Consider the following 24,658-nt stretch of genomic DNA (forward strand, 5'->3'; position numbering starts at 1 on the left):
CCTCCGTCGAACGGGCCGAGGAGGCCCGGGACGTCACACCAGGACGCAGTAACGCCAACGCGCGACGAGATCAGTCAAACGAGTGACGCTGGCCTCCTCACGCTACTCCGACCTGGCGTTTCGGTCGGTGTGGGTGTTCTGCGTGATGTCACTCTCTAGGCGGGATGTTGATCGATGTGATGAAGTTAGGCTCGCCTTAGAGAAGTGCAGCCGACCATGTGCAAGGGACAGTGATGGCCGACCCCGCGAGGGTGCGAAGCGGTGGCGGTCGGACGACCGGCTGCCTCGCCGAGTGTCGGAGCGCGGTCGGGCGGCACCACGGCAGGCTCACCGAGGGCACCACGACGGGGAGCGCGAGCCTCGGGAGCCCGGTCGCTCTCCGTGGGACCCGCAGCCCTCGACCGTCGACCCGGGACGGCCACGACCAGCTCGAGCGGCCGGTGTCCGGCGGCACCGAGCGGTCCGGCCCGTGTCCCGCCGGTCGCGCCGCGCGCTGATCCGACCCGACCGACGACAGAGGAGACAGCCATGTCCGTCAACCCGTTCGACGACGAGACCGGGACGTTCTACGCCCTGGTCAACGACGAGGGTCAGTACTCCCTGTGGCCCGGGTTCGCCGCCGTCCCCGCGGGCTGGCAGGTCACGCACGGTCCGGCCGACCGCGCGTCCTGCCTCGCGCACGTCGAGCAGCACTGGACCGACCTGCGACCGCGCAGCCTGGCCGACCGCACCGGCTGACCCGCTCCACCCCTCACCCCCGAAACGGAAGGAACCCCCATGTCCGGCGTCGCCGATGTCGTCCCGCAGGTGTACCGCACGCTGCTCAGCGGCAAGATCCACCGCGCCACGGTCACCCAGGCCGACCTGCACTACGTCGGTTCGCTCACCGTCGACGAGGACCTCATGGACGCGGCCGGGCTGGTCGAGGGCGAGAAGGTCCAGGTCCTCGACATCGACAACGGCAACCGCCTCGAGACCTACGTCATCACCGGTGAGCGCGGTACCGGCGTGATCGGTGTCAACGGGGCCGCGGCACACCTCGTGCACCCCGGCGACCTCACGATCATCGTCGCCTACCAGCAGGTCCCGCAGTCCGCTGTCGCCGACCACGTGCCGCGGGTCGTCCACGTCGACGCCCACAACCGGATCGTCGAGCTCGACACCGACCCCGCCGCTCCGGTGCCCGGAGCCCTCGACCAGTTCGCCGGTCGCTGAGCGTCCGCAACCACCGCGCAGGAGGAACCACCCCGATGAGCCCCGTGTCCACCGACGAACTCCGTGAGCTGATCGCCGACCTGGTCGACGAGGAGCCCGCGGACGTCGGCGACGACGACGACCTGTTCGAGCTCGGCCTGCAGTCCATCGCGCTCATGCGCCTGGTCTCGCGCTGGCGCGACGAGGGGCTCGACGTGGGGTTCGGCGACCTCGCCGCCCGCCCGACCGTCGCGGCGTGGGCCGCGCTCCTGGCCCGCCGTCCCGACGCCGCCCCGGCGACGGACGGCACCGACGAGCAGCCCACCGACGCGGGCCGGCCCGCCGCGACCGACGAGTCCGCCGAGTTCGGGCTGGCCCTGCTCCAGCACGCGTACTGGGCCGGCCGCGACCCGGCCCAGCCCCTGGGCGGGGTGGCCCCGCACCTGTACCTGGAGTTCGACGGGCCCGGTCTCGACCCCGACCGGCTGGCCGCGGCCGTGCGCCGGCTCGTCGACCGGCACCCGATGCTGCGCGCCCGCATCACCGACAACGGCCGCCAGGAGATCCTGCCCGCCGACGGCCAGGGCACGCCCGTCGTGCACGACCTGCGTGCGGTGTCCGACACCGAGCGCGAGCAGCGGCTGGCCGCGACCCGGGACGCGATGTCGCACGAGATGCTCGCGATCGAGCGGGGCGAGGTCTTCCGGGTCGCGGTGAGCCTGCTGCCCGACGGAGCCCGGCTGCACGTCGACGTCGACATGGTCGCCGCGGACGCCGTCAGCTTCCGGGTGCTGCTCGCCGACCTGGCCCACTGCTACGCCCACCGCCTCGACGCGCCCGAGACCGAACCGATCGGCGTCACCTACCGGGAGTACCTGCAGGCCAGGCCGGCTGCACGCCGGGCGGTGTCCGACGCCGCCCGTGCCTACTGGGAGACCCGGGCCGCCGACCTGCCCGGGGCGCCCGAGCTGCCCGTGGTGGAACACGGCACCGGTCGGCCGCGCGCCCAGCGGCTCGCGTTCACCCTGGCCGGCGACGAGCGGGACGCGGTCTTCGCCGCGTGCCGCCGCCACGGTCTGACCGCGGCCGCCGTCATCGCCACCGCCTACGCCGAGGTGATCGGCGCGTGGAGCGCGCAGCCACGGTTCGTGGTGAACGTCCCGCTGTTCGACCGCGACCCGGTGCACCCCGAGATCGACCGGGTCGTCGGTGACTTCACCGGCTCGGTCCTGCTCGAGGTCGACCTGACCACGCCCGCGACGTTCCTGGAACGGGCACGGGCCGTCCAGCACCGGCTGCACTCCGACGCCGAGCACGCCGCCTTCTCCGGTGTGGAGGTGCTGCGCGAGCTCGGCCGCCGCGCGGGCGAGCAGGTACTCGCACCGGTGGTCTTCACCAGCGGGCTGAACCTCGGCGAGCTGTTCGACGAGCAGGCGCGGGCGCTGTTCGGCGACCCGGTGTGGATGATCTCGCAGGGGCCGCAGGTCCTGCTCGACGCGCAGATCACCGAGGTCGGCGGGCAGATCCTGGTCAACTGGGACGTCCGCGCCGACCTGCTGCCCGACGGCGTCGGCGAGGCCATGTTCGCCGCGTTCAGCCGGCTCGTGCGCGGTCTGGGCGAGGAGCGGACCTGGTCCGTGCCCGTCCCGGCGCTGCTGCCCGCCGACCAGCTCGCCGTGCGGGAGCGCGTCAACACCACCGCCGAGCTGCCGCCGGCGCGACCGCTGCACCACGACTTCTTCGCCAGCGCCGTCGCCAGCGGGGACGCCCCCGCCGTCGTCGCCGACTCCGGGGTGCTGGGCCACGCCGAGCTGGCCGACCGGGCACTGCGGGTCGCGGCCGGGCTGCGCGAGCGCGGGGTCGCGCCGGGCGAGCCGGTCGCGGTGACGCTGCCGCGCGGACCGGAGCAGGTCGTCGCGGTGCTCGGTGTGCTCGCCGCGGGCGGCACCTACGTGCCGCTGGGCGTGGAGCAGCCCCCCGCCAGGGTCGAGCGGATCCGGGCGGTGTCCGGGCACCGGTGGGCGATCACCGCCGAGCCGGGGGAGGACCGGGTGACGCTCACCGAGCTCATGGCCCACTCGCCGCTGCCCGAGGCGGCCGGCCCGGACCCGGAACAGGCCGCCTACCTGCTGTTCACCTCCGGCTCCACCGGCGAGCCCAAGGGAGTCGAGGTCCCGCACCGCGCCGCCGTCGCCACCCTCGACGACCTCGTCCGCCGCTACCGGATCGGGAGCGGCGACCGGACGCTCACGGTCTCCGCACTCGACTTCGACCTGTCGGTGTTCGACCTGTTCGTGGTGCTCGGCACCGGCGGTGCCGCCGTCGTCGTGCCCGAGGGCGCCCAGCGCGACCCCGACCACTGGGCGCGCGCGATCCGCGAGCACGGCGTCACGATCCTCAACTGCGTGCCGGCGCTGCTCGACGCGCTGCTGGCCACCGGGCACGACCTCGGCGACACCCTGCGCCAGGTCCTGCTCGGCGGCGACCGGGTGGGCACCGACCTGCCGGGCCGGCTGCGCGAGCGGGTGCCCGGCTGCGGCTTCGCCGGGCTCGGCGGCACGACCGAGACCGCGATCCACTCCACCGTCACCGAGGTCGGCGACGGCCCCGGTGCCGTCGACCCGGACTGGCGGTGCGTTCCCTACGGCACCCCGCTCGACGGGGTCGCGCTGCGCGTCGTCGACCACCTCGGCCGCGACGCACCCGACCACGTTCCCGGCGAACTGTGGATCGGCGGCGCCGGGGTGGCGCACGGCTACCGCGGCGACCCGGACCGCACCGCGGACCGCTTCCTGACGCTCGACGGGCGCCGCTGGTACCGCACCGGGGACCTCGCCCGCTACCGATCCGACGGCACCGTCGAGTTCCTCGGCCGTCGCGACGACCAGGTCAAGCTCAACGGTTTCCGGGTCGAGCTGGGGGAGGTCGAGGCCGCCACCGCCGCCGTCGACGGGGTGGCCCGCGCGGTCGCCGTCGTCGTCGGCGACGCGGTGCTCGCGGTCGCCGTGCACGGCACCGCCGACCCCGACACCGTCGCGGCCGCGCTCCCGGACGCGCTGCCGCCGCACATGGTCCCGCGGGCGGTCGTCGCGCTGGACCGGATGCCGCTGACCGCGAACGGCAAGATCGACCGCCGGGCCGTGCGGGCCGCCGTCGCCGAGCGGGTGGCCGACGGCGGCGACCGGGTCGAGCCCGACTCCGCCCTGGAACGGGTGGTGGCCCGGGTGTGGGCGCAGGTGCTCGAGCACGACGGCCCGGTGGGCGTCGAGACCCCGCTGTTCGCCCTCGGCGGGGACTCGGTCCTGGTCACGGTGATCGTCTCCCAGCTGCGGGAGCTGCTCGACACCGACGCCGTCTCCGCACGCACGGTCTTCGCCCACCCGACGGTCCGCGAGCTGTGCCGGGCCCTGCGCGCGCAGGAGCCCGAACGTCTCGACGCCGTCGCCGAGGTCGTCGACGAGATCGAGTCGCTCGCCGAGGACGAGGTCGACCGGGCGCTGGCCGACCGGTGAGCGGTCCTCCGCACGGCTGAGCCCCGCCGCCGCGCAGCGCCCGGACCGTGGCACCCGAACTGCGGCACCCGAACCGACCGCACCCGAACGACCGCACCCATCCGTCCCGCCCGGGACACCGGAGGCCACCACCATGACCAGTCTCGACGAGCGCAAGCGCGCCCTGATCGCCCGGCGCCTGGCCGAGTCCGGCCTGCGCCGCAGCGACCCCGGCGCCGCGCCGCGCCGGGCCGGTCGGACCGAGTTCCCGCTGTCGTTCGCGCAGCGACGGATGTGGCTGCACCACCAGATCGTGCCGGGCAGCACCGCGTTCAACCTGTGCATCGAGCTGACCGTCGACGGCGACCTCGACGTGGCGGCCCTGCGGGCGGCCTTCGACGCGCTGGTGGCCCGGCACGAGGTGCTGCGCACCACCTATCACGCGGGCGACGACGGCGACCCGTTCCAGCGGGTGCACGACTCGCTCGACTACCCCTGGGAGGTCCTCGACGCGCCCGGGGCCGACGCCGACGCGCGTCGTGCCCGGGTCCGCGAGCTGGCCCGCGAGCGGGCGTCGCGGCCCTACGACCTCGCCGCGGACTCCGCGCTGCGGGTGGCGGTGCTCCGGGAGGGCCCGGCACGCACGACGGTGTTGCTGCAGGTCCACCACATCGCCTGGGACGGCCTCACCTTCGCCGTGATCTCCCGCGACCTGGAGCGCGCCTACCGGCAGGCCCTGGACGGGGCGGTGACCACGACCCCACCGCAGCGCCAGGTCGCGGACTTCGCCGATGCCGAACAGCGGGCGTGGGCCGCTGCCGGGCAGGGGAGCGGCCACGACGCCGACGCCGCGTTCTGGCGGCAGCGGCTCGCCGAACCGGTCCCCGCGCTGTTCGACCGGCTGCCGGCCGAGGACCCCACGGCCGGCGTCGAGACGGGCGGACGGGTCGACCGGCGCTTCTCCCCGGCCGCCGCCCGCGCGGTCCGGGAGCTGTCCGCGCAGCTGGGCACGACGCCGTACACGGTGGTCCTCGCCTGCTACAGCGCCGTGCTGAGCCGGTTCGCCGGCACCGGCGACGTCGCCGTCGGCACCGCCGTGGTCAACCGCGAGGAGGGCGGGGTCACCGAGCTCGTCGGCAACTTCGGCAACCTGGTCGTACTGCGCTCGCAGGTGCGGTCCGACGACACCGTCCGGTCGCTCACCGGCCGGGTCGCGGGCGTCGCGGCCGACGGGTTCGCCCACCAGGGCTTCCCCTACGACCGGCTCGTCGAGCAGCTGAACCCGTCGGCGTCGGGACAGGACCGTTCGCTGTTCGAGGCCCAGCTGCTGTTCCTCACCCAGAAGCTGGACGGCCCGCAGCTGCCCGGTGCCACCACGAGCTGGCTGCGCACCGACAACGGCACCGCCCAGCACCCGCTGGCGCTGGAGGTGTTCCTCACCGACGACGGCTTCGACGTCGAGGCCACCTACGCCGCGGCGCACCTCACCGCGGACGCCGTGTCCACCCTGCTGGCCGACCTCGAGGCACTGCTCGAGGACGCCGGGGACGACCCGGACCGCCGGCTCGCCGACATCTTCACCACCCGCCCGGTGCACCGGTCGGTCACCGCCACCGACGGCGGGCCACGCTGGAACCCGGCCGACGCGCTCGGCCCGGGCGTCGCCGACCGCGCCGACGAGGTGGCCCTGGTCGCCGCGCCCGGCCCCGGGAAGGCTCCGGTGGAGGTCACCGTCGCCGAGCTCGACGACACCGCCGACCGCGTCGCCGCCGCGCTGCGTGCGCGCGGCATCGGGCCGGAGGACCGGGTCGCCGTGCTGCTGCCCCGCACCACCGGCCTGGTCGCCGCCGTGCTCGGCGTCCTGCGCGCCGGCGCGGCCCTCGTACCGGTGGATCCCGGCTACCCGGCCGCACGGATCCGGCACGTGCTCACCGACTCCGCGCCCGCCCTGGTGATCACCGACGGTGCCGCCGTCGCGACCGGTGCGGCCACGGCGAGCGTCGCGGACCTGGCGACGGGCCCGGCCCCGGACCGGCCGTTCGACCGGCCGCGCCCCGAGCAGGCCGCCCACCTCGTCTACACCTCCGGATCGACCGGCGTGCCCAAGGGCGTCCTCGGCACCCACCGCGGCCTGGCCCGGCGGCTGGACTGGGCGGGCCGGGCCTGGCCGGTCGAGCCCGGTGACGTCCGGGTCGCCAAGAGCTCGATCGCCTTCATCGACGGGGTCACTGAACTGCTCGCCGCGCTGGCCGGTGGGGCGCGGGTGCTGGTCGCCGACGACGCCACCGCGACGGAGCCGGAGGCACTGGCCCGGCTGCTGCGCACCGAGCCGGTCGCGCAGGTCACCGCCGTCCCGTCGCTGGTGTCCGTGCTCGCCGAGACCCCCGGCCCGGTCGCGGTGCGCCGCTGGATCTGCTCCGGCGAGCCGCTGACCGCCACCGCCGTCGCGGCCGCGCGCGCGTGGGCGCCCGGCTCGGTCGTCGTGAACTCCTACGGATCCTCCGAGGTCGACGGCGACGTGCTCGCCGGAGAGGTCGACGGCGACGAGCGCGTCACGGCCGGGCGGGTGGTGCCCGGCAGCACCGTCGCGCTGCTCGACCGGTTCCTGGCCCCGGTACCCGACGGCGTCGTCGGCGAGCTGTACGTCGGCGGCGAGCAGGTGGCCCGCGGCTACGCCGGCTGGCCGGCCGAGACCGCCGCCCGGTTCGTCGCCGACCCGGCCGTGCCCGGCGCCCGCCTCTACCGCACCGGTGACCTCGCCCGGCGCCTGCCCGACGGCCGGTTCGAGCTGCTCGGCCGCGCCGACGACCAGGTCACCGTGCGCGGCGTGCGGGTCGAACCCGGCGAGGTGGAGGCCGCCCTGGTCGCACAGCCGGGTGTGCGCGCGGCCGTGGTCGTCGCCCGCACGGTCGGCGACGGACCGTCCCTGGTCGCCTACGTCGTCCCCGCCGACGACACCGCCGAGCTCGTGGGGGAGGACCTGCGCACGGCCGTCGCGCAGCGGCTGCCGTCGCAGTTCGTGCCGGCCACGGTCGTCGTGCTCCCGGAGCTGCCGCGCACCCCCGGCGGCAAGATCGACACGCGTGCGCTGCCGGTGCCCGACCGCGTCCACGGTGGCTCGCGCCCGCCCCGGGACGACCGCGAGCGCGCACTGTGCGCACTGTTCGAACAGCTCCTCGACCGCACCGGGGTCGGCGTCGACGACGACTTCTTCGTCCTCGGCGGGCACTCGCTGTCCGCGCTGCGGCTGGCCAACCGGGTGCGGGCACGGCTCGGCGCCCCGGTCACGGTCCCGGACGTCTTCGCCCGCCCGACCGTCGCCGGACTCGCCGCGCTGGTCGCGGACCACGCCCCCGCCGGTACCGACGACCGGGACCCGGCTGCCGCCGACGGCCCGGTCCGCCGCCCGGACACCGCACCCGCGGTCCTCGCCCCCGCCCAGCATCCGATGTGGACGCTGTACCGGATGCAGGGCCCCGGCGCGGCCTACAACGTCCCCCGCGAGTGGACCGTCACCGGCCCGTTCGACCCCGAGGCGTTCCGTGCCGCGCTGCACGACGTCGTCGCCCGTCACGAGGTGCTGCGCACCACCTACGGCGAGACCGCCGACGGCACGGTCACCGTGGACGTCCATCCGCCCGGTGAGCTGCCGGTGCACGTCGGGACCGGAGCCTCGGACGAGGCGGGCGCCGCCGCGACGCTCGCCGCGCTCGTCGGGCACCGCTTCGACCTGGAGCGCGAGGCCCCGGTCCGCGCCGAGATCGCCCGCACCGCCGACGACCGCCACCGCATCGGGCTCGTCTGCCACCACATCGCCGTCGACGAGTGGTCCCTGCGGGTCCTGCTCGCCGACCTCGGCACCGCCTACGCCGCCCGCCGCGCCGGGCGCGCCCCCGCCCTGCCCGCACCGCCGCTGCGCTTCGGCGACGTCGCCGCCTGGCAGGCCGCGCTCGTCGGGACCCCGCAGGAGCCGACCGACCGCGCACGGCGCCAGCTGGAGTTCTGGGCCGACCGGCTGACCGGCGCGCCGCCGGTCACCACGCTCCCCCCCCCGACCGGCCCCGGCCCGCGACGCCCGGCGGGAACGGCGCCGAGGTCCGCTCCGAGTTCGGCCCCGAGCTGGCCGCGGCGCTCGGCGTCGCCGCCCAGCGGCACGGGACCAGCATGTTCATGCTGCTGCACGCCGCACTGGCCGTCCTGCTGGAGGCGCACGCCGACGCCGACCGCGACCCCGGCGACGACGCCGGGGACGCCGTCGTGGTCGGCACCCCGGTCTCGGCGCGGCGGCACGCGGGGGCCGAGGACGTCGTCGGGTTCGCGCTGACCACCCTGGCGCTGCGGCTGGACCTGCACGGTGACCCGACCCTGGCCGAGGTCCTGGACCGGGCCCGCACCGCGGACCTGGCCGCGATGGAGCACGCCGACGTCCCCTTCGACCGCGTCGTCGACCGGATCGGCCCGGAGCGGGGCGCGGCCTCGCCCCTGTTCCAGGTGGAGCTGCTCTACCTGCGTACCGACCCCGACCGCAGCGAGCTCGACCTGGACGGCGCCGTCACCACGGCCCGGCGCACCGGCACCGGCTCGGCGAAGTTCGACGCGACCTTCGCCTTCCACGAGTCCGTCACCGAGACCGGCGACCCGCGGCTGGGCGTGATCGTCGAGTACGCCACCGAGCTCTACGACGCCACGACCATCGAGGCGGTGCTCGCGCGGCTGGAGCGTCTGCTGGACCTGGTCGCCTCGGCGCCCGGCACCCGGCTCTCCCAGCTGCGGCTCGACCCGCCGGCCCCGGCACCCGCTCCGGCGCCGACCGGCACCGATCGGCTCCCCGGGACCCTCCCCGCCACCCTCGCGGCACTGTTCGCCGCGACCGTCGCGGCCCGGCCCGAGGGCCCCGCGCTGGTCGCCGGGGCGGAGCGGCTGACCTGGGGCGAGCTCGGCGACCGCGCCGGGCGGCTGGCCGCCGTGCTCGTCGCCGACGGGGTCCGCCCGGGGGACCGGGTGGCCGTCGGCGTCCCGCGCGGCGCCGACATGGTCGTCGCGGTGCTCGCCGTCGCCCTCGCCGGGGCCACCGCGGTCCCGCTGGACGTCGACTCCCCGGCCGGTCGCCTCGCGCTCATCGTCGGCGACGCCCGGCCGCACAGCCTGCTGGCCGTCGCCACGACCCCGCAGAGCGTGACCGGTCTCGGCCCGCGCGTGGTCGCAGTCGACGCGCTCCCGGCGGACGTCGCACCGCTGCCCGAGCCCGTCGCCGTCCCCGCAGCGCAGCCGGCGTACATCGTCTACACCTCCGGGTCCACCGGCCGGCCCAAGGGCGTCGAGGTCCCGCACCGTGCGGTGCTGTCGCTGCTGGCGGCGACCGTGGCACCCGGCGGCACCATGGACGTCACCGCCGACGACGTGTTCTCCCTGGTCCACTCGATCGCCTTCGACGTGTCGGTGTTCGAGCTGTGGGGCGCGGTCGCGACCGGCGCGACGGTCGTGGTCGTCGACGGCGACACCGCACGTGACCCGGAGCGCCTCTGGGCACTGATCGCGGCCGAGCGGGTCAGCGTGCTCAGCCAGACGCCCTCGGCGTTCGGCCCCCTGGCCCTCGCCGAGCCCACCGGCGGCGCGGCGGCCGAGACCCTGCGCTACGTGGTGTTCGCCGGGGAGGCACTGGAGCCGCGGCTGCTGCGGGACTGGTGCGCCCGGCACGCCCCCGGCGCCCCGGTGCTGGCCAACCTCTACGGCATCACCGAGACCACGGTGCACACCACCTACCGTGAGATCGGCCCCGCCGACCTCGACCGGCCGGTCAGCCCGGTCGGTGGCCCACTGGCCGGGCTGGAGGTACGGCTGCTGGACCGGCGGCTGCGACCGGTCCCGCAGGGCGTCGTCGGAGAGATCCACGTCGCCGGAGCCCAGCTGGCCCAGGGCTACGCCGACCGCCCCGACCTCACCGCCGTCCGGTTCGTGGCCGACCCCGACGGCCCACCCGGCACCCGGCTCTACCGGTCCGGTGACCTCGCCCGGTTCGACCGGGCCGGGGAGCTGGAGTTCGCCGGCCGCGCCGACGAACAGGTGAAGATCCGCGGGTACCGGGTCGAGCTGGGGGAGGTCGACGCCGGCCTGCTCACGCTGCCGGGGATCGCGCAGGCGGTCACCCGGGTGCACACCGGCACCGACGCCGCCGACCGGCGGCTCGTCGGCTACGTCGTGCCGACCCCCGGCACCACGGCCGACCCCGCCGCCGTGCGCACCGCCCTGGGCGCCGTCCTGCCCGGGTACATGGTCCCGGCCGCGATCGTCGTGCTGGAGCGGCTGCCGTTGACCGTCAACGGCAAGCTCGACCGCCGCGCCCTGCCGGAGCCCGACTTCGGCGGGGGCCCCGTCACCGCGGACCGCGAGCCCGCCGACGACGTCGAGCGGACCCTGTGCGCCGCGTTCGCGAAGGTCCTCGGCGCTGCCCGGGTCGGCCCGGACGACGACTTCTTCACCCTCGGCGGCGACAGCATCCTCGCCACCCGGGTCGTGCGGGCCGCGCGCGAGGCCGGACTCGACGTCCGCACCTCGCACGTGTTCGCCCACCGGACCCCGGCCGGGATGGCCCGCGTCGCGGGCACGGCACCGCAGACGGTCCGCACCGACACCCGGCTGCTGCGCGACCTGCTCGGGCTCGGCCCGGCCGACGTCGCCGCGCTCGGCGAGCGGGTCGGCGGCACCGCCACCGACGTCTGGCCGATGTCCCCGCTGCAGGAGGGCCTCTACTTCCAGTCCGTCTACGACGCCGCCGAGGGCACCGGCGGTGACACGGCCGGCAGCGGCGTCTACATCCTGCAGACCGTGTTCACCCTGAACCGCACCCTGGACCGCGAGCGGCTCCGGGACGCGCTGGCCCGGCTGGTCGCGGCCACGCCGCTGCTGCGGGTGGGGTTCACCACCGACGACCGCGGCCGCCCGGTCCAGGTCGTCCGGGACCACCTCCCCGACCTGCCGGTGCCGGAGCTGTCCGTGGCGTCCGTGGACGGTGCCCGCGAGGCCGCCGAGCAGGAGCGGGGGCGACCCATCCCGCTCGACGCGCCGCCGCTGTTTCGCCTGCTCCTCGTGCACCTGCCCGACGGCCGGGACCGGCTGGTGCTCACCAACCACTTCCAGCTGTTCGACGGCGCGTCGGCCATGCGCGTCGTCGACCGCCTGCTCACCCTGCACGACGGTGGCGAGCCCCCGGCGGCGCCCGGCTACGACACGTACCTGCGCTGGACCGCCGACCAGGACGAGAAGACCTCGCGCGAGGTGTGGGAGCGGGCCTACGCCGACCTCGCCGCCCCGACCCTGGTCGCGGGCGAGGAGCAGCGGTCCTTCACCGAACCCTCGGCCCGGATCGGGACCCGGCTCGGGGTCCCGCTGTCCGACCGGGTCCGGGCCGTCGCCGCCGGGCACGGGGTCACCGTCAACACCGTCCTGATCGCGGCGCTCGGCGTCGTGCTCGGCCATGCCACCGGCGGCGACGACGTCGTGCTCGGCACGCCGATGGCCGTCGCACCGGACGAGATCGCCGGGGTGGAGCACTCCGTCGGGCTCTTCCTCAACACCGTCCCCGTCCGGGTCCGGCTCGCCCCCACCGACACCGGCGCCGACGTGCTGCGCCGCCTCGCCGACGAGCGCGCCGACCTCGTCGCGCACGAGTACCTCGGGCTGGGGCAGATCCAGCAGGCCACCGGCCGTCCGCGGCTGTTCGACACCCTGTTCACCCTGCGCAACGCCTGGGACGCGTTCGCCGAGGCCGCGCAGCGGCACGGGATGGCCGACGTCGAGACCCTCGACGACTCCCACTTCCCGCTGTCGTTCGCGGTCAACCCGTTCGACGACATGGAGCTGACCGTCGACCACCGTCCGGAGGCGGTCGACACCGATACCGCACGGTCGCTGATGGACCGCTTCGTCGCGGTGCTCGACGCCCTCACCGCCGCGCCGGACGCCCCGCTCGCCGCGGTTGACCTCGGCGTCGCCGTGGACACCGGTGCGACCGCCACCCCGGTCCCGGACGCCACCATCGCCGAGCTGCTCGCCGAGCGGGCCGCGACCTGCCCGGAACGCACCGCCCTGGTGGCGGGGGAGTCCCGGCTGACCTTCGCCGAGCTCGACGCCCGGGTCACCCGCACCGCGCGGGTCCTGCGGGCCCGCGGTGCCGGCCCCGAGACCGTCGTGGCGCTGGGTCTGCCGCGGTCGACGGCCAACGTCGTCGCGTTGTTCGCGGTGCTGCGTGCCGGCGCGGCCTATGTGCCGTTGGAGTTGGACCATCCCGACGAGCGGCTCGCGGAGATTCTTACCGCGTCGGGGGCGGCGTTGTTGGTGACCGATTCCACCGTCGCCGCCCGTTTCGATCCGTCCGTGCCGCAGGTGTGTCTGGACGAGCCGGGTCTGTTCGACGGTGTCCCGGACACGCCGCTGACCGATGAGGAGCTGGGGTCGTTCGCGCCCGGCACTCCGGGTCGGCTGGACCATCCCGCGTATGTGATCTTCACGTCGGGGTCGACGGGGAAGCCGAAGGGTGTGGTGACTCCGTTCCGTGGGTTGACGAACATGCAGGTCAACCATCGTCGGGAGATTTTCGCTCCGACGATCGAGGCGGCGGGTGGTCGGGTGTTGCGGATTGCGCACACGGTGTCGTTCGCGTTCGACATGTCGTGGGAGGAGCTGCTCTGGCTGGTGGAGGGGCATGAGGTGCATGTGTGCGACGAGGAGCTGCGTCGTGATGCGGAGCGGCTCGTGGAGTACTGCGGTGAGCATCGGGTGGACGTGGTGAACGTGACCCCGACCTACGCCCATCACCTGTTCGCCGCGGGCTTGTTGGACGGCCCGCACGTGCCGCCGTTGGTGCTGCTCGGTGGTGAGGCGGTGCCGGAGTCGGTGTGGTCGCGGCTGCGCGACACCGACGGGACGTGGGGCTACAACCTGTACGGTCCGACCGAGTACACGATCAACACTCTCGGCGCGGGCACCACCGACAGCGCCACCTCCACGGTCGGCACCGCCATCACCAACACCACCGCCTACGTCCTCGACGGCTGGCTGCGGCCGGTGCCCGACGGCGTCGTCGGTGAGCTCTACATCGCCGGGACCGGTCTGGCCCGCGGCTACCTGGACCGGCCGGACTCGACGGCGGAGCGGTTCGTCGCCGACCCGTGGACCCCGGGTGGCCGGATGTACCGGACCGGTGACCTGGTGCGGCGCCGCGGCGACGGGAACCTCGACTTCCTCGGCCGCAGCGACGACCAGGTGAAGATCCGCGGCTACCGGGTGGAACCGGCGGAGGTCGAGACCGCGCTGGGCGCGGTGGAGGGGGTCGACCAGGCCGCCGTCGTCATCCGCACGACCGGGACGACGAAGCGGCTCGCGGCCTACCTGGTCGGCGACCCCGACCCGGAGACGGTCCGCGACGCGGTGGCCCGCGTGCTGCCCGACTACATGGTGCCCACCCTGTGGGCGGTGGTCGACACGCTGCCGCTGACGGTCAACGGCAAGCTCGACACCGGTGCGCTGCCCGAGCCCGAACCGATCGCGCACCGCGCCTCCCGCGCCCCCCGCACCCCGCTCGAACAGCGGCTGTGCGCGATCGTCGCCGCCGTCCTCGGACTGGACACGGTCGGCATCGACGACGACTTCTTCGGCCTCGGCGGCGACAGCCTCGGCGCCATCGACATCGCCGCCACCGCCCGGCGCGAGGGCATCGAGCTGCGCGTCCGGGACCTGCTCGTCGCCGGGACGGTCGCCGCGGTCGCGGCGGCGCTCGACGCCGGCGAGGGCGAGGGCGGTGACACAGCCGGTACCGCCGGCACGGTCGGTGCCGGGGCATCGGCCACCCCGGCCGCCGACGAGCCCGGCACCGCGCCGCTCACTCCGGTCCTGTCCTGGCTGGGATCCGTGGGCGGCCCGGTCGCCGGCCGGGCACAGGCGGTGCTGGTCACCACCCCCGCCGGGTTCGACGCCGACGACCTCACCGCGCTGGCCGACGCCCTGGTCACCCGGCACCCGGTCCTGCACTCGGCCCTGGAGACCGACGCGGACGGGCGCTGGACGGGCCTGCAGATCCTCCCGCGCCACGACGCCGACCCGGCTGCGCTGGTCCGGCGGGTTCCCGTCGACCCGGCCGCCGGGGCCGACGCACTCACCCGCGCCGTCACCGAGGCGACCGTCGCCGCCCGCGACGAGCTCGACGCGGGACCCGGCGGGATGCTGCGGCTGCTCTGGTTCGACCGCGGCACCGAGCCGGGACGGCTCGCGGTCGTGGCGCACCACCTCGCCGTGGACGGCACGTCCTGGCGGGTGCTCGCCGAGGACATCGCGACCCACGGCACCGGGACCGAACCGGCCCCGGAGGCCACCGGCTTCGCCGCGTTCGCCGCGCGGCTCCACGCCCACGGCGCCGGACCACAGGTCACCGCGGAGACCGGCTTCTGGACCGAGACCCTCTCCTCGTCGGCCCCGCTGCCGGCGCTGCGGCCCCGCGACCACCGGGACACCCACGCCGACCTCCGGCAGACCGTCGTGACCGGCCCGGACGTCGTCACCACGCTCGCCGGGAGGCACGGCGCCGGCGCCGAGGCGGTGCTGCTCGCCGTTCTCGGGGAGGCGCTCACCGTCACCGCGCCGGACGGCCCGCTGCTGGTCGACCTCGAACACCACGGCCGCGCCGAGGAACTCGGGGACGACATCGACCTCGCCCGGACGGTGGGCTGCCTCACCGTGCTCGCCCCGGTCCCAGTGCGCGGCACCCCCGGTCCGGAGGTACCCGACGCGGCCCCCGCGATCGCCAGGGCCCGCGACGCCGTCGCCGCACCGCCCGGGCGCGGCCTGGGCTGGGGCCTGCTGCGGTACCCGGCCGACGGCACGCCCCGGGTCACCGGCCCGGGAGCGGAGGTCGCGCTCAACTGGCTCGGTCGCACCACCCGGCCCGCCGGGACCGCGAGCGGCGGCTGGGAGCTCGCCCCCGAGCAGACCGCGGTACGGGTCGGACCCGCGCCCGGCGTGCGGGTCGGGCACTCGCTCGTCGTCGACGTGCTGCTGCGCGACACCATCGACGGCCCCGTCCTGGAGACGACCTTCGGCCACCCCACCGGCGTCCTCGACGCCGGCACGGTCGACCGGGTCGCGCAGCGCTGGGCCGAGGTCCTCATGACCTGGTCGGTGCGTGGCTGATGGCGTCCCTGCTGGTCGACGTCAGCCCGCTGCGCGAGGACCGGACGTTCCGCAACCTGTTCGTCGCCCGGACCATCCTGCTGTTCGGGGTCGGGATCGTCGCGGTCACCGTGCCGCTGGAGGTCTACGGCCGCACCGGCTCCACCCCGGTCGTCGGGATGGTGACCGCGATCGAGTCGGTGGCGTTCGTCGTCGGGTACCTCGGCGGTGGGGTCCTCGCCGACCGGGTCGACCGCTGGCTCCTGGTGCGCGTCACCTGGCTGATCAGCGGGACGACGTTCGCCGGGCTCGCGGTGAACGCCGCCTGGATCGGGTCGACCCCGTTGACCGCCGCACTGGTCGCCGCGAACGGGCTGTCCGGCGCCACCTGCATCACCGCGATGCTCGCCGTGACCCCGTCCATCGTGGACCGGGCCAAGCTGCACGCGGTCGGGGCGTTGAACACCGTGTCGCTGCGCCTCGGCGCGGTGGTCGCCCCGGCCGTCGGCGGCATCGTGTTCGCGGTCGCCTCCGCCGCCTGGAACTACACGGCCGGCGCACTCGCCGCCGCCGTGACGTGGGCGCTGCTCATGGTCGCGCCGCCACCGGGCCGGGGACGGACGACCGCGGCCGCCTCGGCCGGTCCGGACGGCGACGGTCCCGACGGCGACCAGCCCGGCGCGGGCGGCGGGGACGGCGCTCCGCAGGAACCGGTGGAGAGCCCGCTGGCCGCCCTGCGCTCCGGTGCCCGGTTCGCGGTCCGCGAGCCGGTGGTGTTCGGCGTGATGGTCGCCGGCCTCGTCGGGATGGTCGGCGGAGGCTCGTTCGTGCTGGTCCCGGCCTTCGTCGAGGCCCGCTTCGGCGGCTCGTCCACCGTCGTCGGCCTCATGTACTCGGCACTCGCGCCCGGGGTGGTGCTCGGCTCGCTGGGCAGCGGCTGGGTCCGGCGCAGCCCGCGTCCCGGCCGGCTCCTGCTGGCCCTGATGGTCCTCTGCTATGCCTGCTACGCGCTGGCCGGCGCCGCACCGACCGTTGCGCTGGTCCTCGCCGCCCTGGTCGCCGCCGGCGCGACGAACGCGATCGAGGAGGTGCTGCGCTACACGCTGCTGCAGCTCCGCACCCCCGACGCCCTGCTGGGCCGGGTGAACAGCCTGTTCGCCGCCCAGGCCATGACCGGCGCCGCAATCGGCGCCGTCGTCGCCGGGTTCGTCGGCGGCCTCGTCGGCGACGGCGACGCGCTCTGGTTCTACAACACCGTCACCGGTCTGGTCGCCGCCGCGACCGGACTGCTGCTCGGACCGCTGCGCCGGGTCACCCGCGCATCCATCGAGGAGGAACGATGATCTTCGTCGGCGACGGCGCCCTGCTGTGGCGCGCCGTGCGGCACGCCCGGGCCGACGGCCACCCCGTCGACCTCGTCTGCCACGGGCCCCGCACCACCCCACCGCCGGGGTTCGACCCAGGCGCCGCCCGCGAGGTCCGCAGCGGCGCCGACCTCGACGCGCTCGCCGGCGAGCTCGCCGAGCGGTGCACCGACGGCCTGCTGTGGTCGATCGACAACCCGTTCCTGTTCCGGGAGAAAGTGCTGGCCTCGGGGCTGCGGCTGCTCAACGTGCACGGAGGGCCGCTGCCGTCCTACCGCGGCCTCCCGCCGGTGACGGCTGCCTACGCCGTGCTGCACGGCGAGACCAGCTTCGCCGCGACCCTGCACGAGATCGACGCCGGCATCGACACCGGCCCGGTGCTGGCCGAGGCGCGGTTCCCGATCGACCCCGACGCGGTGCTGGAGGACGTGCTGTCCGACCTCGTCGAGGCCGCGCACCGGGCGTTCACCGAGAACCTCGGCGCGGTCGTCGACGGCACCGCCGGACCGGCCCGCCGGCCCGAGGGCGAACCCGGCTACTACGGGCTCGCCGAGGGACTCGCACTCGCCGGGATGCGGGGCCACCCCCGCTACGACCAGGCCACCGACCTGGGGATGTTCGCCGACTACTACCCCGACGCCGCGACGGCCTGGGGCCGCTGAGCCCGCCGTCCCACCTGCCCGTCGACGCCCGGCCCACCACGCCTCGGCACCCCACGACGACCCCCACCCCGGTGGCACGAGCGCCGGCCCGAAGGAGAACCGACCATGTCCACGACCACCGAGGCGGCCGGCCCGCCGCGCACCCAGCCGGCCCCCACCGAGCGGACCCGCAGCACGACCGACCGCAGCACGACCGACCGCACCGCCACCGACCGCATCGCCGGCGCCACCGCCGTCGCCCGCACGGTGCCCGACTCGGACCCCTACGTGCTCTACGAGCGCGGCGAGGACGTGTTCCTGGCCGCGGGCACCGCCGCCGAGATCGTGCTGGGTCCCGACGGCCTGACCGTCACCGCGCCCACCGGCACCCGGCACGAACCGCTCGGCGCGGACCCGCTCGGCCAGGTCTCCGCCGCCCTCGCCGAGGTCGGCGGCACCGGGTGGCAGGCGTTCGGCTGGGCGTCGTTCGAGCTGGCCCACCTCCTGCACGGCGGGGAGCTGCCCGCGGACACCGGCACCCTGCTGCACCTGCTGCTTCCCCGCCACACCGCGCACCTGCACCCCGGCGGCGTGGACGTCGACACCGCCGACGACGCCGTCGCACGGGCCTGGCGCGACGCGATCCTCGGTGCCGGGAACGCAGCACCCCGCACCGGGCCGGCGGTGACCGTCGACGAGTCCGCCCGCGCCGAGGCCTACCGCGGCTCGGTGGCCGCCGCCGTCGCCGAGATCGGTGAGGACCGCTTCCGCAAGGTCATCCTGTCCCGCACCGTCCCGGTCACCGAGCCGGTCGACCTGCCCGCCACCTACCGGCACGGCCGGGCGCACAACACCCCGGCCCGCTCGTTCCTGCTGCGCCTCGGTGGGCTGGAGGCGGCCGGGTTCAGCCCGGAGACCGTCGTCGAGGTCGCCGCGGACGGGACCTTCTCCACCCAGCCGCTGGCCGGCACCCGGGCCCGGTCCGGCGAGCCGGAACGCGACGCCGAGCTGTCCGACGAGCTGCGGCGCGACCCCAAGGAGATCTACGAGCACGCGGTGTCGGTCCAGGTCGCCCAGGACGAGGTGTGCGAGGTGAGCGACCCGGACGCCGTCGTCGTGGAGGAGTTCATGCGGGTGGTCGAGCGCGGCAGCGTGCAGCACCTCGCGTCCCGCGTCCGCGGCAGGCTCCGGCCCGGCGCCACCGCCTGGGACGCGCTGGGACGGCTGTTCCCCGCGGTCACCGCGTCCGGGCTGCCGAAGGCCCCGGCGTGCGAGGCGATCAGCCGCCACGAGGGAGCACGCGGCCTCTACAGCGGCGCGGTGCTGACCGTCGACCACACCGGTGCGCTCGACGCCGCGCTCGTGCTGCGCGCCATCTACCGCGCGCAGGGCCGGACCTGGCTCCGCGCCGGGGCCGGCATCGTCGGCGCGTCCACCCCGGAACGGGAGCTGGAGGAGACCCGGGAGAAGCTGCGCAGCGTCAGCCGGTTCCTGGTCGGAGAGGAGACGACGTGACCGTGCTCATCGACGGGGCGCTCGGCTGGCCCGACGCGGACGTGGAGCGCTACCGGCGGGAGGGCTACTGGGGCGAGGACACCCTCGGTGACCTGCTGGGACAGTGGGCCGGGCGGTACGGCGACGCCGTCGCCGTCGTCGCGGGGCCCAGCCGGCGGACCTACGCCGAGCTGGACCGGGCCGCGGACGCCCGCGCCCGCTCGCTGCGGGCACTCGGCATCGCCGAGGGCGACCGCGTCGTGGTCCACCTGCCCAACACCGCCGAGTTCCCGGTGACCCTGTTCGGGCTGCTGCGGGCCGGGGCGGTGCCGGTGCTGACCCTGCCCGCGCACCGGCAGGCCGAGATCGAGCACCTCGCCGCGCTCTCCGGGGCCGTCGCCTACGTCGGACCCGACGTCGTCGAGGGCTTCGACCACCGCGAGCTCGCACTGCAGGTGGCGAAGGCGGTCCCCTCGTTGCGGCACCTCCTCGTCGACGGCGAGCCGCTGCCGGGGACGACCGCGATCGCCGACCTGCCCGCCGGCACCGCCGAGCCGCTCCCGCGGCCCGACCCCGGACAGGTCGCGGTCCTGCTCGTCTCCGGCGGCACCACGGGCAAGCCGAAGCTGATCCCGCGCACCCACCGCGACTACGCCTACAACGCCCGGGCCAGCGCCGAGGTCTGCGCGCTGACCGCCGACGACGTCTACCTCGCCTGCCTGCCGCTGGCGCACAACTTCCCGCTGGCCTGCCCGGGCCTGCTCGGCGCCCTCGGGGTCGGGGCCACGGTCGTCCTCGCGCCGGTCCCGAGCCCCGACGTCACCCTCGGGCTGGTCGCGGCCGAGGGCGTCACGGTCACCGCGATGGTGCCGCCGCTGCTGCGGCTCTGGGCCGACCTCGCCGGCGACGGCCGCGGGTCCTGGGACCTGTCGACCCTGCGCCTGGTCCAGGTCGGTGGGGCCAAGTGCGACGCGACGCTCGCCCGCCGGGTCCGTCCCGAGCTCGGCGCCGCCGTGCAGCAGGTCTTCGGGATGGCCGAGGGGCTGCTGAACTACACCCGGCTCGACGACCCCGACGACCTCGTCGCGGTCAGCCAGGGGCGCCCGCTCAGCCCGGCCGACGAGGTCCGGGTCGTCGACCGCGACGGCACCGACGTCGCGGAGGGGACGGCGGGGGAGCTGTGGACCCGTGGCCCGTACACGCTGCGGGGCTACTACCGGGCCCGCGAGCACGACGCGACGTCGTTCACCCCGGACGGCTACTACCGCACCGGCGACCTGGTGCGCCGCCTTCCGACCGGGCACCTCGTGGTCGAGGGCCGGATCAAGGACGTTGTGAACCGCGGCGGCGAGAACGTCGCGGCCACCGAGCTGGAGGAGCACCTGCTGGCGCACCCGGACATCGCCGGCGCGGCCGTCATCGGGATCCCGGACGACGACCTGGGCGAGGCGGTGTGCGCGGTGATCGTCCCGGCGCCCGGCGCGACCCCGCCGAAGCGGCGTCACCTGCGCACCTTCCTGACCGAGCGCGGGCTGGCCCGCTTCATGTCCCCGGACCGGGTCGTCGTCCGGGACGACCTGCCGCTCACCGCCGTCGGTAAGATCGACAAGCGGGCACTGGGTGCGCTGCTCGCCGCCGAGAGCGAGGTGCGCGGATGACGGTCACGACCCTCAACGGCATCCGGCTCTCCTGGACCGACCACGGAGGCGACGGCCCGCCCGTCGTCCTGGTGATGGGCACCGGCAGCCCGGGACGGGTCTGGCAGACCCACCAGGTGCCCGCACTCCGCGAGGCCGGCCACCGCGTCGTGACCCTCGACAACCGGGGCATCCCGCCGACCGACGAGTGCGCGCACGGGTTCACCGTCGACGACATGGCCGCCGACGTGCTCGCCCTGGTCACCCACCTCGACGCGGGCCCGGCGGCGCTCGTCGGCACCTCGCTCGGCTCCCGCGTCGTGATCGAGGCGGCGCTGGCCCGGCCGGACCTGGTCACCCGGGTCGTCGCGATGGCCGCGCACGCCCGGCTCGGCCCCGTGCAGCGGGCGATCACCGCGGGCGAGATCGCACTCGCCGACGCCGGGGTCGAGCTGCCCGAGGACTACCACGCCGCGGTGTCCGCGTTGCAGTACCTGTCGCCGTCGACCGTGCGTGCCGACCGGGAGGCCCAGGACTGGCTCGACGTCCTGGCGTTCGCCGGGGCGGGGGTGTCGAAGGGGCACCGGGCCCAGCTGCAGGTGTCGATGGACCTGGGGGACCGGACCGAGGCCTACCGGGCGCTCGCCGTGCCGCTGCTGGTGCTCGCCTTCGCCGACGACGCCGCGATCCCGCGGCACCTGAGCCGCGAGGTCGCCGACGCCGTGCCCGGTGCCCGGTACGTCGAGATCGCCGACGCCGGGCACTACGGCTACCTCGAGCGGCCCGCCGAGGTGAACCGGGCGACGGTCGCGTTCCTCAGCGGCCGGTAGCGGGCGCGGCGGCCACCCGCTCCAGCGCCGGGCGCAGCCGGTCGAGGAGCCAGCCGGTGGACACCACGTTCGGTGCCTGCAGCGCGATCGCCTCGTCGAGGCCGATCGGGACGTAGGTCGTGCGGGCCAGCGCCCGCGCGACCACCGGGTTGCCCTCGAACCGCCGTCGGTCGGCCGGGGTCGGGAAGCTCATGACGACCAGGTCGGCCTCGGCCAGGCGACCCGCCTCCTCGTAGGACAGCGCGACCGTGCCGGGGGCGACCTCGTCACCGGCGGGCGGGTCGGTGGCGAAGGTCGGCGGCAGGCCCAGCCCGAGCGCGCGGGTCAGCGCGGTGGACTGGTTCGCGGGGTCGACGATGACCGGGATGACGTCGCCCCGTGCCTGTCCGACCAGCACCGACCGGCCGGCGAGACCGGGCAGCTGGGCCCGCAACGCGCCGACGGCGCCGTCGGCCCGCGCCACCAGCTCCTCGGCCCGCTCCGGTGCCCCGAGGGCCGCGCCGATCCGCCGGGCGTCGTCCTCCATCGGGGCGCCGAACAGCACGTCGCGGTAGACGACGGTCGGGGCGATCGCGCTCAGGCGCTCGTAGGCGTCGCGGTCGGTCACCAGGTAGGACGACACGGCCAGGATGACGTCCGGGCGGTACGCCGCGATCCGCTCCAGCGGCAGCGGCTCCAGCTCACTGATCGTCAGCACCCCGTCCGGGAACGGCGCGAGGTAGGGCGCCTGCGGCTGCGACTCCCCGGCGTTGCGCAGGCCACCGACGACGTCCGCCCCGAGCGCCCTGGCGACCGCGACGTCGGCCGACCCCAGCGCGACGACCCGCTGCGGACGGGCCGGGATCGTCGTCGTCCCGAAGGCGTGGTCCAGCGTCAGCGGGAACGCGGCGTCCGCTCCCTGCGGACCGGCCGCCTGCGGTGCGGCGGAGCATCCGGCGACGAGCAGCATGGCCGCGACGACGAGTGCGACGACGGTGGCGACGACCGACGGGCGGGCCGGGCCGAGCGGTGGGGTGTGCACGTTCCGGCAGTCGTCCGCGGGCCGCTCCCGGTTCCGGCGAGCGGCGTTCCCCACACCCGCGGCGCCCGTCCGCGCGCGATGTCCCCCGGCGGAGCGCGGCCGCCGCGCCCGTTGCGCCCCGGCGCTCGGGTCACGCGGGTCCTCCCGTGGGCGTCCGGGTCGGCGCCGGGAAGGCGGCCGCGACGGCGCCGGGGGCGCGGCCGGGGCCGGGCGTGTCGGCGAAGGTCTGGGCGATCGCGACCCACTCCGCGGCCACCGGACCGGTCGTGGTCACGTCGGTGTCCTCGACGTGCCGGCGCTGGGTGGCGACCAGGCAGAAGCCGAGCGCGGAACCGGTGACCCGGTCCGCGGCGTCCTCCGGGCCCCAGGTCCACGAGGCGCCGGAGGGGGCGAGCAGCTCGACCCGCACGGGCACCTGCGGGACCTCGCGGCCGTTGTTGCGGAAGGTGAAGCCGAAGGTCTGCACGCCGAGGTGGGCGACGTGGCGCAGCCGGTCCGTCGGCTCCCGGAGCACCCCGAGCGCGTCGGCGACGTCCTGGCCGTGCGCCCAGGTCTCCATCAGCCGGGCGGTGACCGAGGACAGGGCACTCATGTCGGGCCCGTACCAGGGCAGCCGGGTCTTCGGCTCGATGCCGCGGAACGTGCCGACGAGGGCGTCGCGGGCCCCGGCGAACCACGCCCGGACCTCCTCCGCCCCGAGCCCGGCGTGGTCCGCGGCGACCCGGTCGGGGAAGCCGGGACCCAGCTCCCGCGGCGCGGCCGCCCGCGACCGGAAGGTCTCCGGGTCCGTCGCGGCGAGGGCGGCGGCCTCGTCGAAGTAGGCGAGATGGGTGAGCTGGTCGCGGACGCTCCAGCCCTCGGCCGGGGTCGGCGCGCCGATCCCGGCGTCGTCGAGGTCGGCGACCATCGCCCGGACGACCGCGCTCTCGGCCTCCAGGTCGTCGAGGACCGCGTCCATGGACACCATGGTCAGATGCTCTCCTGCCGGACGGGCGCGCCGTAGGTCACGTCGCTCGTGTGGGGCCGTCACCTCGCTGCCACGGCCTGCGGATCATGGTGGACCGTGTCGAGGACATCGGGAAGTACAGAGGAGGACATCGGGAAGCACGGACGACCGATTGCGTGACCGATCCCCGGGGACCGCGCCCTTCGTAACGTCACCGCCGGGTCGCCCGTCCCGCACCTCGGCACGCGACAGCGCGACGGGAGGCCCCCGCGGCGACCGATCGCCCGGCTGGTGCACCGGGCCCGCCACGGTCCCGGTGGGAGAGGGGTAGACGTGAGGATCACGATCCTGGGACGCGGCACCGTCGGCGGCGGCCTGGCCGCGCTCTGGTCGGCCGCCGGGCACACCGTCACCGGTCTGGGCCGCGACGGTGGTGACGCGACCGGGGCCGACGTGCTCGTCGTCGCCGTCCCCGGGGACCAGGTCGCCGACGCGCTGGGCCGGACGACCGGGATCGCCGGCGTCCCTGCGATCGACGCCACCAACGTCTACGGACCGCGCGACCCGGAGCACGAGTCGAACGCGCACCTCGTCCGCTCCCGGACGGGCGGGCCCGTCGCGAAGTCCTTCTGCGCGAACTTCGCGTCCGAGTACCCGCGCCTGGCGACACAGACCACGCCCCCGGGCAACCTGGTGGCGGCCGACCCCGCTATCCGTACGCTCGTCGACCGGCTCAACCGGGACGCGGGGTTCGACCCGATCCACGTCGGCGGCCTGGAGGCGGCCCGGGCGATCGAGGACGCCGGCCCGTTGCTGATCGCGATCGCCCGCAACGGGACCGGCCCGTTCTTCTACCGGATCACCCCGACCGCCGGTTAGG

The 24,658-nt window shown here is 75.8% G+C and carries 12 protein-coding genes and 1 pseudogene; 11 read left to right on the forward strand and 2 right to left on the reverse strand.

Annotated features, from left to right (window positions below; translation table 11 throughout):
- Positions 1–528: 528 nt before the first annotated feature.
- From Ae331Ps2_RS22600 to Ae331Ps2_RS22660, 10 genes and pseudogenes are all read left to right on the forward strand, one after another.
- Positions 529–738, forward strand: coding sequence for an MbtH family protein (locus tag Ae331Ps2_RS22600; protein ID WP_075306641.1), 210 nt, complete (start codon positions 529–531; stop codon positions 736–738).
- A 69-nt stretch (positions 739–807) separates the two neighbouring features.
- Positions 808–1,215, forward strand: a complete 408-nt coding sequence (gene panD, locus Ae331Ps2_RS22605; protein ID WP_043282205.1) for an aspartate 1-decarboxylase — start codon at positions 808–810, stop codon at positions 1,213–1,215.
- A 35-nt stretch (positions 1,216–1,250) separates the two neighbouring features.
- On the forward strand, positions 1,251–4,706 hold the full coding sequence (locus tag Ae331Ps2_RS22610; RefSeq protein ID WP_075306640.1) for a non-ribosomal peptide synthetase: 3,456 nt from the start codon (positions 1,251–1,253) through the stop codon (positions 4,704–4,706).
- A 133-nt stretch (positions 4,707–4,839) separates the two neighbouring features.
- Positions 4,840–8,712 (forward strand): annotated as a pseudogene (locus Ae331Ps2_RS30650) (amino acid adenylation domain-containing protein); the annotation flags it as partial.
- The gene (locus Ae331Ps2_RS33520) at positions 8,688–15,866 is read left to right on the forward strand and encodes a non-ribosomal peptide synthetase (protein ID WP_254864921.1); all 7,179 of its coding nucleotides are present in this window, start codon (positions 8,688–8,690) and stop codon (positions 15,864–15,866) included. The pseudogene Ae331Ps2_RS30650 and the gene Ae331Ps2_RS33520, both read left to right, overlap by 25 nt.
- On the forward strand, positions 15,866–17,188 hold the full coding sequence (locus tag Ae331Ps2_RS22640) for an MFS transporter (protein ID WP_075306637.1): 1,323 nt from the start codon (positions 15,866–15,868) through the stop codon (positions 17,186–17,188). The genes Ae331Ps2_RS33520 and Ae331Ps2_RS22640 overlap by 1 nt, the downstream gene beginning before the upstream one ends.
- Positions 17,185–17,871 (forward strand): formyltransferase family protein, encoded by a 687-nt coding sequence (locus Ae331Ps2_RS22645; protein WP_075306636.1) that lies wholly within the window; start codon positions 17,185–17,187, stop codon positions 17,869–17,871. Before Ae331Ps2_RS22640 ends, Ae331Ps2_RS22645 begins: the two co-directional genes overlap by 4 nt.
- Positions 17,872–17,976: 105 nt before the next feature.
- Positions 17,977–19,365: a salicylate synthase gene (locus Ae331Ps2_RS22650; RefSeq protein ID WP_083695876.1), complete on the forward strand. Its 1,389-nt coding sequence runs from the start codon at positions 17,977–17,979 to the stop codon at positions 19,363–19,365.
- Positions 19,362–21,002, forward strand: coding sequence for a (2,3-dihydroxybenzoyl)adenylate synthase (locus Ae331Ps2_RS22655; RefSeq protein WP_075306635.1), 1,641 nt, complete (start codon positions 19,362–19,364; stop codon positions 21,000–21,002). The genes Ae331Ps2_RS22650 and Ae331Ps2_RS22655 overlap by 4 nt, the downstream gene beginning before the upstream one ends.
- Positions 20,999–21,811, forward strand: coding sequence for an alpha/beta fold hydrolase (locus Ae331Ps2_RS22660; protein ID WP_075306634.1), 813 nt, complete (start codon positions 20,999–21,001; stop codon positions 21,809–21,811). The genes Ae331Ps2_RS22655 and Ae331Ps2_RS22660 overlap by 4 nt, the downstream gene beginning before the upstream one ends.
- On the opposite strand, the gene Ae331Ps2_RS22665 is transcribed toward Ae331Ps2_RS22660, so the two are convergent.
- Together Ae331Ps2_RS22665 and Ae331Ps2_RS22670 are read right to left on the reverse strand one after the other, a co-directional pair.
- Positions 21,798–22,832, reverse strand: a complete 1,035-nt coding sequence (locus Ae331Ps2_RS22665; RefSeq protein ID WP_139318727.1) for an ABC transporter substrate-binding protein — start codon at positions 22,830–22,832, stop codon at positions 21,798–21,800. The genes Ae331Ps2_RS22660 and Ae331Ps2_RS22665 overlap by 14 nt on opposite strands.
- A 130-nt stretch (positions 22,833–22,962) precedes the next feature.
- Entirely contained in the window at positions 22,963–23,799 is an 837-nt protein-coding gene (locus Ae331Ps2_RS22670; RefSeq protein ID WP_075306632.1) for a TIGR03084 family metal-binding protein, read from the reverse strand.
- Between the two features lie 312 nt (positions 23,800–24,111).
- Here Ae331Ps2_RS22670 and Ae331Ps2_RS22675 point away from each other — a divergent pair, with 312 nt between their 5' ends.
- Entirely contained in the window at positions 24,112–24,657 is a 546-nt protein-coding gene (locus tag Ae331Ps2_RS22675) for an NADPH-dependent F420 reductase (RefSeq protein ID WP_020625921.1), read from the forward strand.
- Position 24,658 lies beyond the last annotated feature (1 nt).

It is taken from the genome of Pseudonocardia sp. Ae331_Ps2, assembly GCF_001932405.1.
In the GTDB taxonomy this organism is placed as follows: Bacteria; Actinomycetota; Actinomycetes; order Mycobacteriales; family Pseudonocardiaceae; genus Pseudonocardia.

Excerpts from the sequence above, each read along its gene's own strand:
- Ae331Ps2_RS22650 (WP_083695876.1), top strand. The coding sequence starts at position 17,977 with ATGTCCACGACCACCGAGGCGGCCGGCCCGCCGCGCACCCAGCCGGCC.
- Ae331Ps2_RS22610 (WP_075306640.1), top strand. The coding sequence starts at position 1,251 with ATGAGCCCCGTGTCCACCGACGAACTCCGTGAGCTGATCGCCGACCTG.
- Ae331Ps2_RS22600 (WP_075306641.1), top strand. The coding sequence starts at position 529 with ATGTCCGTCAACCCGTTCGACGACGAGACCGGGACGTTCTACGCCCTG.
- Ae331Ps2_RS22645 (WP_075306636.1), top strand. The coding sequence starts at position 17,185 with ATGATCTTCGTCGGCGACGGCGCCCTGCTGTGGCGCGCCGTGCGGCAC.
- Ae331Ps2_RS22640 (WP_075306637.1), top strand. The coding sequence starts at position 15,866 with ATGGCGTCCCTGCTGGTCGACGTCAGCCCGCTGCGCGAGGACCGGACG.
- Ae331Ps2_RS22670 (WP_075306632.1), bottom strand. The coding sequence starts at position 23,799 with ATGGTGTCCATGGACGCGGTCCTCGACGACCTGGAGGCCGAGAGCGCG.
- Ae331Ps2_RS22660 (WP_075306634.1), top strand. The coding sequence starts at position 20,999 with ATGACGGTCACGACCCTCAACGGCATCCGGCTCTCCTGGACCGACCAC.